Origin of the sequence: Roseovarius sp. THAF9, from assembly GCF_009363715.1 — a bacterium.
Taxonomy (GTDB): domain Bacteria; phylum Pseudomonadota; class Alphaproteobacteria; order Rhodobacterales; family Rhodobacteraceae; genus Roseovarius.
This window is the reverse complement of record NZ_CP045404.1, coordinates 2520977-2537413: the sequence shown is the minus strand read 5'-3', so window position 1 is coordinate 2537413 and position 16437 is coordinate 2520977. Positions and strand designations below refer to the sequence as shown.

Sequence of the window (16437 nt, the reverse complement as noted above, 5' to 3'; positions counted from 1 at the left end):
TCCCGGATCAAGCCCGGGATCGTACTTGATTACCCGAGACGCGCAGTTGAAACTAGAGCCTACGCTTCCTTGCGGTCGTCGGAGATGTCGTCTGCGGCCTTCTCCTCGAGCTGCGACAGCAACATTGTCTGCAATTCCGCCTCCAACTCCTTGGCGCGCTTGATATAGGCGCCGTTCTGGATGGTGGGAATGTTGGGGTCCCACAAGGCGGCGAGGTCACGGACAGAGTCGCGGTCGTGGTGGTAGAAGGTCTTTTGCAGCTCTGCCGCCTCGAACTCCGTGAGCCCCATGTTTTCCAGCACATATCGCCCGGCCCGCAGGGAGCTGTCGAAGAGTTCCCGCACGATGTCGTCTGCGCCGGCCTTGTAAAGGCGGAAAACGTGGGTGCGGTCGCGGGCGCGGGCCACGATGTGCAGGTCGGGCCGTTCGCGTCGCGCAAAGGCCACGAGGCGCGTGGTGGCGTCCGCGTCGTCGAGCGCAGCCACAAGCACCTTGGCGTCGGCCAGGCCAGCCGCGTGCAGCAGGTCAGGCCGGCCGGGATCGCCAAGAAAGCCCTTGATGCCGAAGCGGCGCATCCGCTGGATCGCGGCAAGGTCGTGGTCGAGCACCACCGTGTCGAACCCCGAGGAGCGGATCATGCGGTTGACCACCTGCCCGAAGCGGCCGATGCCGGCGATGATCACCGGGCCCTTTGCGTCGATCTCGTCGGGTTCCTGGGACTCGGCCGGGTCGATCATGCGGGGCGACAGGTAGTCGTAGAGAATGAAGAGCAGCGGCGTGATCAGCATGGAAATGGCGATGACCAGTAGCAGCGTCTCGCGCAGCTCGGGCGGGATCACGTTGTTCTGACCCGAGAAACTGATCAGCACGAAGCCGAATTCGCCCGCTTGGGCGAGGCCCAGCGTGAAGAGCCAGAGGTTGCGCCCGGTAAGGCCGAAGATGCGGCCCAAACCATAGAGTATGCTGCCCTTGATCAGGATGATGGCGACGGCCAACCCCATGATCGTGAAGAACGAGGCGAAGAGAAGCGAGAAGTTGATGCCCGCGCCGACCGTGATGAAGAATAGTCCCAGGAGCAGGCCCTTGAAGGGTTCGATATCGCTCTCCAACTCGTGCCGGAACTCGGACGAGGCAAGGACGACGCCCGCGAGGAAAGCGCCGAGGGCGGGCGAGAGGCCTACGAGGTTCATCACGAAAGCGATGCCAACAACGATCAACAGCGCAAGCGCGGTATACATTTCGCGCAGGCGGGCGTGGTGAATGAAGCGGAACACCGGGCGGGTGGCGTAGACGCCGAAGATGATGATGCCTGCAACCGCGCCCAGTGTCAGAAGGGTCACGCCCCAGGCAGGCAGGCTGTCAATCATGGACTGCGCAACCTGAACCGGCGCACCGCCATGATCGCCTTCGGCGGCGTGACCTTCGTCAGCCAGCCGTTGCAGGGTTTCGCCCAAGATCATGTCCGGGGTCTTGGGCAGGGCCAGAAGCGGTAGAAAGGCCAGCATCGGGATGACGGCGATGTCCTGTGTCAGCAGAACAGAGAAGGTCGATCGCCCGCCGCCTGTTTGCATAAGACCCTTTTCCGACAGGGTTTGCAGGACGATGGCGGTGGAGGACAGTGCGAAGACCATGCCGATCGCCAGCGCTACGGACCACACCACGCCGAGCGCCATGCAGCCAAGCATCACCGCCGCCGTGGTCAGGGTGATCTGCAACCCACCCAGCCCGATCAGCTTGTGCCGCATGTCCCAAAGCGCCTTCGGCTCAAGCTCCAGCCCGATGATGAAGAGCATCATGACCACGCCGAACTCGGCGAAATGCTGCAACTCCTCTGTGTCGTGGCCCCCCAGAAGACCGGGGATATGACCGATGGCGATACCGGCGGCAAGATAGCCCAGCACGGAGCCGAGCCCCAGCCGGGCAGCGAGCGGCACCGCGATCACGGCGGCGGCGAGGAAAACCGTGGCCTGAAAGAAAAAACCTTCCATGGGACTCCTGCGACGTTTTCGGAAGTGGGGCGACGTGCCGCCACGATCAGAGTATGCGGTGCGGGTAACGCTTGTGCAAACGGCTTGGCGGATCAACCTCGTTTAGAGGCACAACTTTTTCCCAGCGAGTTAGCCCGTCAGGCATTCGATCGACGTCTTTTGGCAGGAGAGAGATGTTTCCAGTGCCGGGGTCGGATCAGCCGCGTGGCATGGTAAGTGTCACCGAGCGCCCGGATTTCACATAGCGCAGCTCGCTGGTGCCGATGGCCGCGACGCGCCCGCCATTCAGCCGATCGCCGACCTTGACCTTCTTGTAGCTGCCATTGGCCAAGCGCACCAGTGCGCGGCGGTTCGAATTGCTGCCGTAGACGCCGATGAGATTGACCTGGCGCATGCGCAGCGCGTTCTTTTCGGTCGCTGCGCGGGCGACGGTCGTGGGAGTCGGACCGCTGGGAGCAATGCGCTGGTTGCGGGGCACGGCAACGGAGGCGGTTCGGGCTTCTTGCTGTTTGGTGAGGCGCTGGCTGCGCTGGACGATGCGGTTGAAGTTTCTGGGTCGCGCGTTGGGTTTGACCGAAACCTTGACGGCCTGAGCGGTCGCGCCGGCGAAAGGATCGGGGGCCGGAACCGCGGCTGCGGCCTGAACCGCGGCGTTTACCGCATCGGGGTCGGGCGAGACGGCTTCCGAGGTGGCCGCCGCAGCTGCTTCGGCGGCAGTGGAGGCTGCCGCGGCCTGTTCGGCCAGTTCCTGGGCGCTTTGCGGGCGCAGGCGGGGGCGGAGCGAGGCAAGCTCGTCCCGGGTGCGGCCACCCAGGGTTTCGCGCTGATTGGTTTCGGCAAGGTCGCCGGGGCGGACACGGGGGCGCAGCGCGGCAATGCGTTCAAGCGCTTCGATGCGCGCGGCGGCCTCGGCCGGGTCCTCGCCTGGCTGGGCCAGGGTTTCTGCGGGGCGGTCGGGCGGGACGAGCGCGGGCTGACCGGCATAGACCAGAACGCCGTCGGGGCTCATCGCGCCTTCGGGTGTCGGCTGAACGAGGCCGCGTGTGTCCATGGTGAACATGGTGTCGGCGGCGGCCGGATCGGCGGGTGTGTCGGGGCGTGTGTCGCCGCGCAGGCTTTCGGGGGCGAGTAGTGCGACGGCGTCCTGTTCGACGACCTTGGGGTCGATCGAGGTGAGGTAGAAATCGTCAAGTGTTTGAGCGCCGGGATCGGAGGGCGCGTCCGGGGCGCGTTGCCAGATGCCGGTGACCGCGTAGCGGGTGCGGGCCTGTTGATCGCTCAGTTCGGCCGGGTTCGGCTCTGGCTGCTGGTCGGCGCTGGGCGGCTCGGCGCCGTCGGAGGTGACGCCGGGCAAGGCGGCGAGAACGCTTTCACCGTCCTCGTCGGCCTCGGTCTCGGGCGCGCTGGCGGTGTCGCCGGGCGGCACGTCGGCGTCGGGTGTTGCGGCTATCTGTTCATCGGCGTCGGGGGTGCCGCGCAGCACGCGTGAAATGCCGTCATCAAGGAAGATCGAGGCCCAAGCAGCCACGCCCACGAGGAAGATCAGCAGTACCGCCGTCAGGATCAGGCCCAGAAAGCGCGGCTTACCCCCGACGGAGGCGGATTTGCGCGCGCCGAAAATGGTCATGCGCTGGCGTTCATGCTCGCGCTGGGCCTCGGGGGTAGGCCGCGGGGCGGTGCGTGCGGCTTGACGTTTTTCGGTCTTGGCGGGCTTTCTACGGGAGAAGAAGGAGAGCGGGCCGGAGGGCGCGGCGGAGGGGCTCGACCTCGCGGCTGCGGGTGCCGCGAGCGGCGCATTGGGCGTGTCATCGGGAAGATCGAGAGGTGCCGGATCGTCGCGGTCGGCCATGAAGGCCGGCGGCGAGGGAATGTCGGCGCCATCATCAGGGTCATCGGGGACAGGCGCGACCGCCACTCCATCGTCCTGCGGCAGGTCGTCATCCAGCGGGGCGAGGCGGTTTTCGTCGGAGGGACGCAGCGTTGCGCCGATTCGCGCGGCGGCGTCCGCCGGCAGCGCGTCCTGAGGCGTGCCGGTTACCTTGGCGGCGGAGTCAGCGCTCGGGGGCGGTGCTGCCGAAAGCGTGGGTTCGGCGCGGGGCGCTTCGCGGGGCGGTGTTTCGGCGGACGGGGTCGCGGCATCGCGCGTCGCACCCGTCAGGCGGCGCGGTACCGTGGGCAGCTCGTCGCGCCTGGCACGGATCGAGCTGAAGGCGACGGCAGGCGCGGCATCGGGCGCGGGCGGGTCCGCGGGCTTTTCCGCGACAGCCTCGACATCTTCGCTCTGCGTTCCAGTGTCGGTGTCCTTGGGGGTGTCCTGGGTGACAGAATCCTCGGCGCCAAGCCCGGGTGTGGGGCTTGGGGGAATGTCCGGGTCAGGGGTCGGTGTCGGTTCGGGCGGGATGTCAGGCACCGGATCGGTGTCGGGCTCGATCTCGGGGTCCGGCGCGGGGGGCGTGCCGGGGACGGGCGGAACCTCGGGTTCGGGCTGCGGCGGAAGGTCGGGCTGTGGTGCGGGCGGCACCTCGGGCCGTGGCGGGGGCGGAAGGTCGGGTTCCGGCGTTGGCGGCACCTCCGGGTCGGGCGATGCGCCGGCTTCGGGCGCGCCTTCGAGGTCAGCCTCGGGGGCTGCGTCCGCCGCTGCGGCGGGCATGGGGGCGGTGCCGATGACGCGGATCGCGGCGGTGTCGCGGTCGATGCGCCCGCCTTCGGGCAGGAGTGAGGGCGCGGCTTTTGTCTCGCCGAACCACGGCTCGCCGACAAAATCGCGGCCCTCGGGGACGGCGACGAAACAGAGCGGGTTGAACCCATGTTCGGTGGCGAAGGCCTCGGCCTCGGCGAGGGTTTCGCGGGCGACGGCGGCGACATGCACCTGCCCGGCGGAGATCGACCAGTCATAGGCCAGATCGTCGACGGCATAGGGCGTGGCCCCGTTGAGCGCGCGGTGCACGGCAGAGGCGATCTCGTCTGCTTCCAGCCCTTCCGAGTCGAATTGAAGAAAGCGAATCTGGTTATTGGGAATGACCAGCTTGGAGCGGATCGGATTGCTGTCGAGGTTTTCCGCCCTCTGGCGGAGGTCCGAGAGCGCGCCGGTCAGGTCCGCGTTGTCGAGGCTGACCTCACCCACCATGTGCCAGCCGGGGAAGGCACGATGCAGAAGGCTGATGCCTTCAAAGGACAGGGTCAGGGCAAAATTCGGTTTCATTCACAACGCTCTGGCACCACGGACCCGGCAGGAAAGGCCCCCTGCCTTAGATGAATTCTACAGCAGCTTCCCGCCGAGGGAAAGGCAAACACCGATCACGAATGCCGCGATCGGCGGAGACCCCCGGCGGTCAGGCGCTGGCCTTGGCCAGAGCCTGTTCCAGATCGGCAATGATGTCGTCGGCATCCTCGCAGCCGATGGAGATACGCACCACGTTGGGCGCCGCGCCGGCCGCCGTCTGCTGTTCCGGGGTCAGCTGGCGGTGGGTGGTGGAGGCCGAGTGGATTATCAGCGAGCGGGTGTCACCGAGGTTGGCGACGTGGCTGAAGAGCTCCAGATTATCCACCAATTTGACGCAGCCCTCGTAGCCCGATTTCAACGCAACGGTGAAAAGCCCGCCGGCGCCCTTGGGACAGACGGTCTTGACGCGCTTGTGGTAAGGGGAGGATTTGAGCCCGGCATAGGTGACGGCCTCGACCGCGTCGTGCTTTTCCAGCCAGGCGGCGACGGTCTCGGCGTTCTCGACATGTTTCTGCATCCGCAGAGACAGCGTCTCGATCCCCATCAGGGTATAATGCGCAGCTTGCGGGTTCAGCGTCATGCCAAGGTCGCGCAGGCCGATGGCGATGCCGTGGAAGGTAAAGGCGAGCGGGCCGAAGGTCTCGTGGAATTTCAGCCCGTGATAGGCGGGTTCGGGTTCGCTGAGCGACGGGAACTTGTCCGAGGCGGACCAGTCGAAGGTGCCGGAATCCACCACGACGCCGCCGGTGACGGTGCCATTGCCGGTGAGGAACTTGGTCATGGAATGCACGACCAGCGTTGCGCCATGTTCGATCGGGCGGCAGAGATAGGGCGTGGCGGACGTGTTGTCGACGATGAGCGGCAGGCCGGCGGCATCGGCGACGTCTGCCACCGCGCGCAGGTCGGCGATGTGGCCGCCCGGGTTGGCGATCGATTCGCAGAAGACGGCGCGCGTGTCATCGTCGATGGCGGCCTTGATGGCGTCCATGTCGTCGATGTCGACGAACTTGGCCGACCAGCCGAAGCGCTTGATGGTCTGGCTGAATTGCGTGACCGAACCGCCGTAGAGGCGGGTGGAGACAACCACGTTCTTGCCCGGACCCATCAGCGGGAAAAGCGCCATGATCTGGGCGGCGTGGCCCGAGGAGCAGCAGACGGCGCCGGCGCCGCCTTCGAGCGTGGCGACGCGTTCCTGAAGTACCGCCACGGTGGGGTTCGTCAGTCGGGAATAGATGAAGCCCACTTCCTGAAGGTTGAAGAGGGCAGCGGCATGTTCGGCGTCGCGGAACACATAGGCCGTGGACTGGTAGATCGGCGTCTGGCGCGCGCCGGTGGCGGGGTCGGGCCGGGCGCCGGCGTGGATTTGCAGCGTGTCGAAACCGAACTGGTGGATGCGGTCGTCGTCGGACATGGAAAGCCTCCCTTATGGCGTTTGTCATTTGGGTAAGCGATGGCGGGACGCAGGACAAGCGTATTGCGTCGGGGCCTAGGGTGGCCTCCCCATGCGGGCACAGCCGCTGACGGGGCGAAACAGGCCGGTGTCGCACATCGGGGCCTATGACGGATTGAGTATTTACGGCAAGAAAAAGCCGGGGCGCGGCTAGCCCCGTGGTTTGCGCCCGTAACGCCCCCGGAGCGCGGGCGCGGTGCCGGTGAGCAGGTAGAAAGCGCTTTCGACGATGCGCCGCAGGAGGCCGCGCGGGCGGGGGGGCGGCAGGTCGTCCTCGGGGGTGAGGTCGAACGTGTCGGGGTCGAGCAGTTCGACCTGCTCGGTCTCGAGCGCATCGAGAAAGGCCGCGGCCTCGATGGCGCACGAAGCCTCGACCATGACCGGCACGCCGCCGAGGGCCACCGACAGATATTGCGCGTTCGACAGCGTGTGGAAGCCCGGGACGAAGACGCGGAAGCCTGCGCCCTCGAGTGCGGCGACCACCAGCATCGCATCGGACGGGCCGAAGACTTGTGCGATGCGGGTAAGACCGGGGGCGTGGCCGAGTGGCATCAGCGCATCCAGAAGCCGTTGCGGCGAATGGTGTTTCGGATTGCCTGTTCCTTGCGTGGCAGGTTCTCGCGATCGAAGAGGTCGCGCACCTTGCGGCCGCGGCCGTGGTAGATCATGAACTTAATGGCGTCGTAGTTCTTGAGCAGTTTCTTGACCGGGTTGGGGGCGCTGATCTCTTCCAAAAGGGCGACGACATCATCGTTTTCACGGGCGTAGAGCAGCGGCAGCAGGCGGTAATGGCACGATACCGCGCCGTCGAGCAAGCCGTCTGGCAGCGTGTCGCGACCGCCGCCGAGGGAATGAATGACGAGCGGCAGCGCCACCTGGTCGAGCCAGGGATCGAGCGACTGGCAGACCAGTTCGGGGGGCGGGTCGTCGCGGATCGCCAGCGCGTAGTCGAGGAAACGCTGTCCAAAGACATGCGGACATTTGTAGAAGAAGAAGCCGGCGTTGAAATAAAGGTAGCGGCGCCAATACTCGTCGGGCAGGGACGTGTCGAGCGAGGACTCGAAGTCGAGGCCGAACTTGTCATAGAGCGATTTCCAAGTTTGGGTGTAGCCGGGGCCGTAGAGCTGGATCTCGGGCCAGGTGCCTTCGCGTTTCAGCGAGGCGGTGGGGCGATCGAAATCGAATGGCACGCGGGTGAGATCGCCGGTGATCAGCGTGTCGGTGTCGAAGAACACGAACGGCTCGCCCTTGGGCAGGGCGGTCAGGCATTCGATCTTGTTGCCGTAGGGATAGGCATGGCCGAAATGCTTCGTCTCGAAGGGAACAATCTCGGCGCCGTAGCTTTCCAGCAGGGCACGGATGTCGCCGCGCATGGTCGGGTCGTTCTTCCACAGCGGGCCGGGCCGGGGTTCGGCCACGAAAAGGCGGCCGGAAAACCTGGGACTGCGGGCGCGCAGGGAGGCGGCGAAAAGCACGGCCTCGAACTGAAGCCGCCCGGCGTGGCCGACCACCGCGATATTGAACGCTTGGTTTTTCGCCTTTTTCGCGGCCATACTCCGGTCACGCCTGCCTGAACTGCCCTTTCGGCGCAGTATAGGCGGTGCGGTGCGATTGCGCGAGAGGCAGTTGCGCAGATTTTTGAAAGGAAAGGTATTTTCGGATGATTGACTGGGTTTTCATTGGGCTTGCCGTGGCGCTGGGAGGGCAGCCCGGCGGGCAAGAGGTGGCTCCGACGGGATCGGCGGAGGCACAGGCTTCGAGCGCTTTCGAAGCCGAGGATCAGACACCCACAGGCAAATTCACCACCGCCGCCGAGATCAAGCCCATCGTCGAGGCGACGCGCGGCAATTGGGTCGCGGTGCGTGAATACGAGGGGCAGGACTGGCTTTACCTGACGCATTTGCTGAGCTGGCGTTGTGGGATGCACGAGTTTCGCGTCGGCGTGAACGGCGGCGCGATGGAGGTCTGGGAGATGCCGCCCTGCCAGTTGGAAACCGCGACACCCAACGCCATCACCAGCGATACGGTCATCTACCGGACGTTTCCGCCCGGGTCTGTCGAAAGCGTCGAGATCGAAATCCTTTACGATGATCTGGACACAGCGGCGGGGACGTTCGAACGCAAACAGGTGCTGATTCCTTGATGCGTGCATGTCTTTCTTGCCCCGCGGCGCGGCTTTTGCGAAAACGATATTCGACGGGGGCATCTTCAAATCCGGGACGCAGACCCCATATTGATGTTAAAGGCATTAACTTGCTCGAAAGGGAACAGGGATGGCGAATTTGGATGCGCAGGTGCGCGAAAGTCAGGAACAGGTCGCATCGGCGCAGGCGAAGATCGCCGAACTGACCAGCAAGATCGAAACCGCGCGGTCCAAGATCAAGGGCGGCGAGGATGCCAGCCTAGATATCGAGAACGCCACGCTGGACGAGGTGCACGCGCATACCGAGACGATGAACGCCAACATTGCCGAGCTGATCATGGGGCTGGACGACGTAACCGCGGGCTTTTCGCGCGACTTCGACGAGATGCGCAACAAGACGGGCTGGGAAAGCTTCGTGGGTATCTTCAATCGTCATAAGGCCGACAGCATGCGGCAGGAGCGCATCCGCACTGCCAGCATCGACGACAAGTTGCAGGACCTTATCTCGAAATCCGATATCATCGTGCAATTGCTGGAAGGCCAGCTGCGCACGCTGGAGGAGCACAAGGTGAAGGTCGAGACGAACCTGACCGAGACGCTGGACGAGCGCGAGGCGACGGTGGGCGAACTGGAGACGCTGCGCGCGGATATCCAGGGGATGGATCCCAAGATCATCGAGTTGGAGAACAAGATCGCCAACGAAACCGACGCGGCCGCCCGCACCAAGCTGGAAAGCGAATTGGCGGAGATGAACGCCAAGTATAACGAGATGGTGCAGCAGGAGCAGGTCAAGCTGGCGAAAAGCCAGACGCTGGAGCGGTATATCGAGAAGGGCAAGACCTGGGTCGACAGCCTTCAGAACCAGGCGGCGACGCAGATGGTGCTGATCAACAAGTTGCAGACCGACACGAAGCAGCGGGTTGTGCTGTATGATGCGCTGACCAAGTCGCTGAAGACCGCGCAGCAGCAGGATGTGGCGCACCGGATCAACGAGATCGGGGTGAAGACCGACCAGGAGGCGCAGAGCGCCATGGCGGGGATTGGTGCTGCCACCAACCAGAAGATGGCCGACATGCTGGAGGCGCACGAGGATCACATGGTCTTTGCGCGCGAGGTGCTGGAGGCCAAGGCCAAGGCCGACGAGCGGTTCGCGCGTCGGTTCTCGAAGATCATCGAGAAGCACGACGCCAACGCGTATGGCGGCTAGGGCATGGGGCTGGGAACGCTTGCCATTGCTCTGTCGGTCGTCTGCCTCGTGGTGTCTTTTGTCTTCACGGTGCCGGCCTGGGTGAACCTTGTCGGTGTGGGTTTCGGAGTTGCGGGGCTGATCCTGATCAGCAGGGGCCGCAAGGGCGGCGGTGGTGGCCGCTCTTGATGCCTTACAAGACCAGCAAGGGCATTTCCGATTTGCGCTATCGCTTCGTTCTGTTCTTGGTTCTGGTGGTCCTTTGCGGGACCAAATTCTTCTATCAGTCGATTGGAGGTGGGCAGTCCTATTCGGACTGGAGGGATTTCATGGTGTACGCAGCCACATTGGCAGCTTTGATTTGGGTTGTTTTTCCATGGTTTGCAAAGTTCTTTGCCAACAACAGAACGCGAAAACATGAGTGATACCGGCGCCCAAAAATCGGACCGCGTGGCGCTGACGGATCTTTTCGCGTCGCGCCGTTATTTCGCCAAGTTCGAACGGATTACGGCGCATCTGAACCGGGTTGCCGCCGTGATGCAGGCCGAAGGCAGCCTGAGCAAGCAGGAGGTCGAAATTCTGACGACCTATGTTCAGGGCATCGCCTATACGTTCAAGGCGCTGAGCATGAAGTACCTGCTGGTCGGGCGCGACACCGGGCAGTTTTTCGGCTCTTTGGCGATGGATGTGCGGGAAAGTGGCTTTCCGATGTTCTCGGAACTGATGGTGATGGCCAATGATGCCGCGCAGGCGCGGCGGCACCTGGACGGAATGCCGGATACCGAAACGCTGAAGCGCGAGATGGTCGAGCAGATCATTTCCGAGCGAACGATTCCGACGCGCCTGCAATTCGCGTTGTCACAGCGGCTGTATTACGAGGAAATGCTGCGCGGGCATCTTTTCTGGGCGCAGAACGATCCGCAGATCCAGTGGGTGAGCGGGCTGGACGAGCGGCGGCGCTACCTGTTGCACTGGGCGGTCTATGACAGCCAGGTGAACCTGCCGACGATCTACCTGATGGAGGTCGAGGATACGGGGCGCGCGCCCCTGGGCAAGGACGAGCGGCGCTGGCCCGAAGTGCAGGCACATCTGATGGCGCAGAGCTTGGGCGGTCTGAAGCTGCTGACCATCGCCAAGGGGTTCGACGAGAGTTTCGACGATTTACACCCCAAGCGGATGCGGCGGTTTCACGTGGGCCCGATGTACAGCCACGCCTTCACCCGCCAGAGCGGGCCGCTGCGTGAGGTGTTGGCGCAGGCGGATGCGCCGGTCGGGCAGGACTGGGCGCTGGCCTGGACCGACGAGGTGCTGGAAAGCGAGCGCGTGATCGAGGAACGCGCGGGCTGGTTTGGAACGGTGGAGCGGCAGGTCTTTGCGCTGGATCCGTTTTCAGGGCAGGGGGCCGAGACCGGGGCGACGCGGATGGAGCGCAGCATCATCCTGCCCGAGCGGCCCTACCAGGTGCTGGCTGAAAGGAACCCGCCGGGTTTTTCGTCCGTCACCAAGTACGTGGTCAGCGCCGGGGGGCGGGTTTTAAGATATTGATTGGCCCGTTCCGGGCCACGCCTCCGGCGGGAGTATTTATGGAACAATGAAAAATTGGGAATATTGAAATGAGCCTGACGGCCGATACGATGGAATTGCGCGAAGAGGATATCGCCAAGCACTACGAGGCGGCAGCGGCGATGCTGGCGGGGTTCGACCACACGCCGCGCATTGCCAAGCCGGGGGAGGCGCCGCAGCAGGAAAAGTCGGCCGGATTGGGCACGCGGCGGCGGTTTCGTACCACGACGCCGGGGCTGGTGACACGCTCGACCGCGCGACCCGAGGGCGTGCACCTGGTGGAGCGGATCGAGGCGGCAGATGGCGACGACCCGCTGGTGAGCCCGATGCAGGCGACGGTGCTGCACGGGTTGCGCCGCGCGATTGCGATAGCGCTGGCCGTGGGCGAGCAGTTTTCCGAGGTCACCGGGCTGGCTGATTTGCGGCGGGCGAACCTGGCCGGGTCGCTGGGCGCGGACCGCAAGACCGAGTTCACCGAGCTTCTGGCTGCCGAGGCGTTGGCGGTGGGGCATGTCTTTGCCAACGCGACGGCGTTCCTGCTGGCACCGCATGGCTCGGAGGTAAGCGTCGAGGTGGGCGAGGTAGAGGAGGTTCTGACCGACAATTCGCAATTGGCCCTGCACGGCGCGTTGTGGGAGCTGGATCAGGATATCGCGGCCCATGCCGGAGACGATGCGCGGCTGGTGGCGACGGTCAGCGCCTTTGCGGAGCAGTTGATGGAGAAGATCGCGCTGCGCGCCCAGAATGCCGGGCGGCTGGCCGCCTTTACCGGCGCAAGCTGGCGTGTGGAGGCGGATGATTTCACCATTCGCGGCTTTGACGCGGCATCAAAGGGCAAGTCCAGCACGCTGACCATGACCTTCAAGCAGCCGCACGAGGTGGTGGGCAACCATATCGCCAAGTACCAGGCGCTGAAGCTGTCGAAAATGCTGATGGCCTATGATTTCGACCGGCGGCTGAATCCCTTCGCCGAACTGGGCGGGTTCATCTTTACCTTCATGGGGGATGGCAAGCCGGGGACCGGCAAGACGACGCTGATCCAGATGATGGCGGGGCTGATCAAGGGCTATTGCGACAACGTGGGCTATCCGTTTCGGTATCAGAACCTGAGCACCGAGAGCATCGACAGCTACCAGGGCAAGTCGGCGCAGAACGCCAAGGCGTTCATCAACACCGTGATCGATCCGGGCGTGATCGGGTTCGGGACGATTGACGATATCGACCAACTGGCAGGCAAGCGGGGCGACCGGCAATCGAGCGCGGGGCAGCTGGAGATCACCGCTGTGCTGATGGAGAGCTTTGCCGGGGCCAATACGGTGGTGCGGGGGAATTGCACCTTCGGGATGTTCTCGAACTACCCCGAGAACGTGGATGACGCGCTGCGCCAGAGGGCGGGCGCGCGGTTCCTGGTGGACGGGCCGCAGACGCGGGAGGATTACATTGATATCCTTTACCTGCTGATGGGGAAGAACCACGACATCCCGCTGGGCCAGCACGAGGTCTATGCCGCGCAGGAGATCAAGAAGGCCGTTGCGGCATCGTTCGAGAGCCACGCGCGGCCACATGAGGAAGGACTGATCCGGGTCTATGAGCGTGTGGAAAAGGATATCGGTAAGCTGGACACGATTGCCAAGCTGGGGACGTACCTGAAGGGCATTCAGGAGGCGGATGAGCGGTTCACGGGCCGTGCGATCAAGAACATCACCGACGCAGTAAAGGTGCGGGCGATGGATTTCGAATTGCCGGACGAGTGGATGGAGAAGCCGGACCTGTTCCTGTTCAAGTCCTATGACGAGAAAAAGGGGATGATCGAGGAACTGCGCCAGCCGATTACGGTCGAGATGGTTGTTCAAGAGATCAACCGCTACGCGGATTCCGAGTTCCGCTATGCGGACAAGTCGGACGAGGTGGCAATCGAGACCATGGTGCGCGACTTTGGCCGGACGGAGGAGGCGAAGCGGCGGTACATGGCGGCGAAGGAGGATGGCGCGTGAGATCAGGCGCGCTGAATGGCGATGAACGACACGAGCGTGACATTGCTGAACACGGGCCTGCCGCTGCTGATCATCGGCGGGTTTGCGGCCTTGTTGCCGTGGCTATTGGCGCCGCGGGAGACCCGGTCGCACGGCCGGGTTCTGGTATCGGTCATCGTGTCGGCCGGTTTGCTGGTGGGGCTGAGCGCAGGTGTGTTCGCGCTGTTCGACAAGCGCAGCCTGATGGGCGGACCCGGGCTTGCCGAACAGGGTGCGGTGGCGTGGATGTACATGCGAACCTCGGTTTCGGCGGTGGTGGTGTGGGGTCCGGTGCTTGTCTTCATGTGGCTGGGCTTGGCGCAGCGTGTGGAGCGATTGCGCAACCGCGATATCGTGCGAGGGGAGGCTTGATGGGTAAGCGGTCAGTGAAGGGGCGCACCTGTCCCGGGCTTGACCCGGGACCTCACACTCGCAGCCGTGAAGAGGCCTCTGATTGGGTCCCGGGCGCGAGCGCGCTTGGGGCGGCCCGGGGATGGTGGGATGGAAACCCACCCTACGGAGGTGGCGCATGGAACGTCTGATCAGATCCGGCCTGATGTTCGGCAACCTGGTGCATGTGACGAGCCCGGCGCTGGTGGAGCGGTATAATCGCGCGCTGGAGCATCTTACGGGCGAGACCACCAATCTGACAGATTTCTATGTCGATATCTCGGGCTATTCGCCGGAGGTGGGGCATGAGCTGGGCGATGATCTTTACCTCAACCATGCAGGCGTGAACCGGCAGTTCATCCTGCTGACCACGGAGCAGAAGCGCGCGCCGCTTCTGAATGCGCAGTTTTCGACCTCGCGCGGTATCCTGAAGCAGTTCATCGAGGAAAACGAGCCGGCGCTTTTTGCGCTGACGGCGCGGGATGCGGTGGCGGGTGAATTGGTCAACAGCGTTTATGACATGTCCAGCCCGGAACGACTGTTCGATATCCGACGGATCACCATCGAAGCGGACACCACCAACGGGGCGTTGCGGCAGGCGGAAAAGCTGGATGAAAAGGTCGAGCGGTTCATGTCGGAAGAGGACGCGTGGTTCGACGACGTGCTGATTGCGGAGATGATCGAGCTTGCGGGGCAGACCGGCGACGTGCTGCGCAACCCCATCGATCTGAAGGAAATGAGCTTCGAGCAGCGCAATTACTGGACCAGTCACTTTGGCGGGGTGTACCTGTTTCAAAACCTTGAACTGCCCGGCGTAATCTGTGCGCAGGACAAGACCCCGTTCGAGGGCGGGCGGATCGACTATGTGTTCGACCTGACTGACCGCAACCGGGTGGCCAGTTTTCTTGATCTCAACGGTCTGGTGGAGCCGATCGTCAAGGCACGCGGCATCGACGCGGCGGCGATCCTGCGGCAGAAGATGGATTTCATGCTGGTCGATGCGTTGGCCGGTGAGGACGTCGAACTTGCAGGCCGCACGAGGGCCGAGATGCGCCGGTTGGCGCGGCGGCATTCGGACCTTCTGCCCGAGGAATTCCACACGCTGAACGCGCTGCTGAACTGGGCCGAGAATGGCGGGCCGTGGCCGGTGATCGCCTCGGACAACCCGGCGTATTTCTACACGCTGCGGGCGGCGGCGCACAAGGACGCGGAACTGGTGAACATGCTGCTGGCGGAACTGGCGCCGAAGGATGTGCGGCAGCTTTTCATCTGCCACAAGAGCCTGTTTTACCGCCGCTACGAGTCGTGGGCGGACACCAAGCGCGCCTATGTCGTCGATTTTCTGCTGAACGAATACCAGGTGGACAAGCTGGGCACGCGCGCGGCACTCTTTGGCCACGACGCGCCGATGGAAGAGCCCGCGCCGCCGAAAGCGCCGGAACCGGCGGCGGATCTCGAGGCGGTTTTGGCGCGGGTCGGCCCTTGGGGGCCGGTGACTCGCCGGGCGGGCACGAAGGGAAAGGGATAGCACATGGCGGCACTGGCACGGCTTTTGATCATCGGGTTCATCGTCTGCACGATCCTTTACGTGGTTCTGTCGCTTTATTCGCGCAGCGTGCGGAAGGCCAAGCTGCGCGAATGGTGGGAGGAGGAAGGCCGGCCCGGCGACCGTGACGCCTATATCGAGAAGGGGCTGGAAGAGTATGACGGCTCGCTGCGGCGCAAGCTGATCCTTGGTGTCTACGTGGTGCCCTTCAGCATCGTGGCCGCGATCATCTATTTCACGAACTTTCACTGAAGGGGCGGGCGATGGTGTATCTCAAATGGCTTTTCTGGGCGGCGTTCTGGGTGCTGGTGGCGGCGTTCTTTCACTATACCCTGCCGCAGACCGATATCGTGCGGGTCACCGACACCTACGAAAAGCGGATCGATTTCGGCGAGAACAGCCTGTTCTGGGCCAGCCCCGATGCCGGCAATGACGCCACGGCAATCAACCGCGACGTGTTCTTCATCCAGACGGTGCGGGCGGATGGCAGCACCATGGTCTATCGCAACGAGGACACAAGCTGGGGCTGGCCGCCCTATTTCAAGTTCGACACGTCGAACCTGCAGGCCGAGGCGGCAGACCTGAAATCGACCTCTGAAGCGCCGCGCTGGGCCGCGCTGAAGCATTACGGGTGGCGCAACGAGTTCCTGTCGATCTTTCCCAACGGCGTCAGCATATGGCCAGTGGCCGGTCCGGAGGTGGGCAAGCCGTTTCCGTGGCTGAATACCCTGATACTCGCGGTCTTCGGGCTGGTCGCCTACGGCGTCTGGCGGCTGTGGCGGCGGTTCCGGGCGCGGCGGATCGACCCGGTCTGGGACGGGGTCGAGGCGCGGTTCGACGCGGCGGGCGATGCCATCGAGGACCGGCGCGGACGGGTCCGGCGCTGGCTGGATACCTGGCGGCCCAAGGACAAGCGCAAGGGCTGAGAGCCGGTGC

The 16437-nt window shown here is 64.1% G+C and carries 14 protein-coding genes; 9 read left to right on the top strand and 5 right to left on the bottom strand.

All coding sequences use genetic code 11. The features are described from left to right. Positions 1 to 59: 59 nt before the first annotated feature. From FIU86_RS12610 to FIU86_RS12590, 5 genes are all read right to left on the bottom strand, one after another. The gene (locus FIU86_RS12610; RefSeq protein WP_152475402.1) at positions 60 to 1988 is read right to left on the bottom strand and encodes a cation:proton antiporter; all 1929 of its coding nucleotides are present in this window, start codon (positions 1986 to 1988) and stop codon (positions 60 to 62) included. 196 nt (positions 1989 to 2184) lie between these two features. Next, positions 2185 to 5190 (bottom strand): hypothetical protein, encoded by a 3006-nt coding sequence (locus FIU86_RS12605; protein WP_152475401.1) that lies wholly within the window; start codon positions 5188 to 5190, stop codon positions 2185 to 2187. Between the two features lie 130 nt (positions 5191 to 5320). Further along, entirely contained in the window at positions 5321 to 6622 is a 1302-nt protein-coding gene (locus tag FIU86_RS12600; protein WP_103762419.1) for an O-acetylhomoserine aminocarboxypropyltransferase/cysteine synthase family protein, read from the bottom strand. Positions 6623 to 6811: 189 nt separating this feature from the next. Continuing rightward, entirely contained in the window at positions 6812 to 7213 is a 402-nt protein-coding gene (locus tag FIU86_RS12595) for a hypothetical protein (protein ID WP_152475400.1), read from the bottom strand. Beyond that, entirely contained in the window at positions 7213 to 8214 is a 1002-nt protein-coding gene (locus FIU86_RS12590; RefSeq protein ID WP_152475399.1) for a hypothetical protein, read from the bottom strand. The genes FIU86_RS12595 and FIU86_RS12590 overlap by 1 nt, the downstream gene beginning before the upstream one ends. Positions 8215 to 8321: 107 nt before the next feature. Here FIU86_RS12590 and FIU86_RS12585 point away from each other — a divergent pair, with 107 nt between their 5' ends. From FIU86_RS12585 to FIU86_RS12550, 9 genes are all read left to right on the top strand, one after another. Then, positions 8322 to 8804, top strand: a complete 483-nt coding sequence (locus tag FIU86_RS12585; RefSeq protein ID WP_152475398.1) for a hypothetical protein — start codon at positions 8322 to 8324, stop codon at positions 8802 to 8804. A 130-nt stretch (positions 8805 to 8934) separates the two neighbouring features. Further along, on the top strand, positions 8935 to 10011 hold the full coding sequence (locus tag FIU86_RS12580; protein WP_152475397.1) for a hypothetical protein: 1077 nt from the start codon (positions 8935 to 8937) through the stop codon (positions 10009 to 10011). A 3-nt stretch (positions 10012 to 10014) separates the two neighbouring features. Next, positions 10015 to 10179, top strand: a complete 165-nt coding sequence (locus FIU86_RS22580; protein ID WP_172977495.1) for a hypothetical protein — start codon at positions 10015 to 10017, stop codon at positions 10177 to 10179. A 228-nt stretch (positions 10180 to 10407) separates the two neighbouring features. After that, positions 10408 to 11535, top strand: a complete 1128-nt coding sequence (locus FIU86_RS12575; protein WP_152475396.1) for a hypothetical protein — start codon at positions 10408 to 10410, stop codon at positions 11533 to 11535. A gap of 68 nt (positions 11536 to 11603) precedes the next feature. After that, positions 11604 to 13547 (top strand): ATP-binding protein, encoded by a 1944-nt coding sequence (locus tag FIU86_RS12570; RefSeq protein WP_152475395.1) that lies wholly within the window; start codon positions 11604 to 11606, stop codon positions 13545 to 13547. Positions 13548 to 13562: 15 nt separating this feature from the next. Continuing rightward, positions 13563 to 13937, top strand: a complete 375-nt coding sequence (locus FIU86_RS12565; RefSeq protein WP_152475394.1) for a hypothetical protein — start codon at positions 13563 to 13565, stop codon at positions 13935 to 13937. Between the two features lie 157 nt (positions 13938 to 14094). Continuing rightward, positions 14095 to 15483: a DUF6638 family protein gene (locus FIU86_RS12560; RefSeq protein WP_152475393.1), complete on the top strand. Its 1389-nt coding sequence runs from the start codon at positions 14095 to 14097 to the stop codon at positions 15481 to 15483. A 3-nt stretch (positions 15484 to 15486) separates the two neighbouring features. Further along, positions 15487 to 15753, top strand: a complete 267-nt coding sequence (locus FIU86_RS12555) for a hypothetical protein (protein WP_152475392.1) — start codon at positions 15487 to 15489, stop codon at positions 15751 to 15753. Positions 15754 to 15764: 11 nt separating this feature from the next. Further along, complete coding sequence (locus FIU86_RS12550; protein WP_152475391.1) at positions 15765 to 16427, top strand: DUF1523 family protein; 663 nt, start codon at positions 15765 to 15767, stop codon at positions 16425 to 16427. Positions 16428 to 16437: the final 10 nt, after the last annotated feature.

Coding starts and splice junctions, on each gene's coding strand:
- FIU86_RS12610 (WP_152475402.1), bottom strand. CDS start 1,988: ATGGAAGGTTTTTTCTTTCAGGCCACGGTTTTCCTCGCCGCCGCCGTG.
- FIU86_RS12605 (WP_152475401.1), bottom strand. CDS start 5,190: ATGAAACCGAATTTTGCCCTGACCCTGTCCTTTGAAGGCATCAGCCTT.
- FIU86_RS12600 (WP_103762419.1), bottom strand. CDS start 6,622: ATGTCCGACGACGACCGCATCCACCAGTTCGGTTTCGACACGCTGCAA.
- FIU86_RS12595 (WP_152475400.1), bottom strand. CDS start 7,213: ATGCCACTCGGCCACGCCCCCGGTCTTACCCGCATCGCACAAGTCTTC.
- FIU86_RS12590 (WP_152475399.1), bottom strand. CDS start 8,214: ATGGCCGCGAAAAAGGCGAAAAACCAAGCGTTCAATATCGCGGTGGTC.
- FIU86_RS12585 (WP_152475398.1), top strand. CDS start 8,322: ATGATTGACTGGGTTTTCATTGGGCTTGCCGTGGCGCTGGGAGGGCAG.
- FIU86_RS12580 (WP_152475397.1), top strand. CDS start 8,935: ATGGCGAATTTGGATGCGCAGGTGCGCGAAAGTCAGGAACAGGTCGCA.
- FIU86_RS22580 (WP_172977495.1), top strand. CDS start 10,015: ATGGGGCTGGGAACGCTTGCCATTGCTCTGTCGGTCGTCTGCCTCGTG.
- FIU86_RS12575 (WP_152475396.1), top strand. CDS start 10,408: ATGAGTGATACCGGCGCCCAAAAATCGGACCGCGTGGCGCTGACGGAT.
- FIU86_RS12570 (WP_152475395.1), top strand. CDS start 11,604: ATGAGCCTGACGGCCGATACGATGGAATTGCGCGAAGAGGATATCGCC.
- FIU86_RS12565 (WP_152475394.1), top strand. CDS start 13,563: ATGGCGATGAACGACACGAGCGTGACATTGCTGAACACGGGCCTGCCG.
- FIU86_RS12560 (WP_152475393.1), top strand. CDS start 14,095: ATGGAACGTCTGATCAGATCCGGCCTGATGTTCGGCAACCTGGTGCAT.
- FIU86_RS12555 (WP_152475392.1), top strand. CDS start 15,487: ATGGCGGCACTGGCACGGCTTTTGATCATCGGGTTCATCGTCTGCACG.
- FIU86_RS12550 (WP_152475391.1), top strand. CDS start 15,765: ATGGTGTATCTCAAATGGCTTTTCTGGGCGGCGTTCTGGGTGCTGGTG.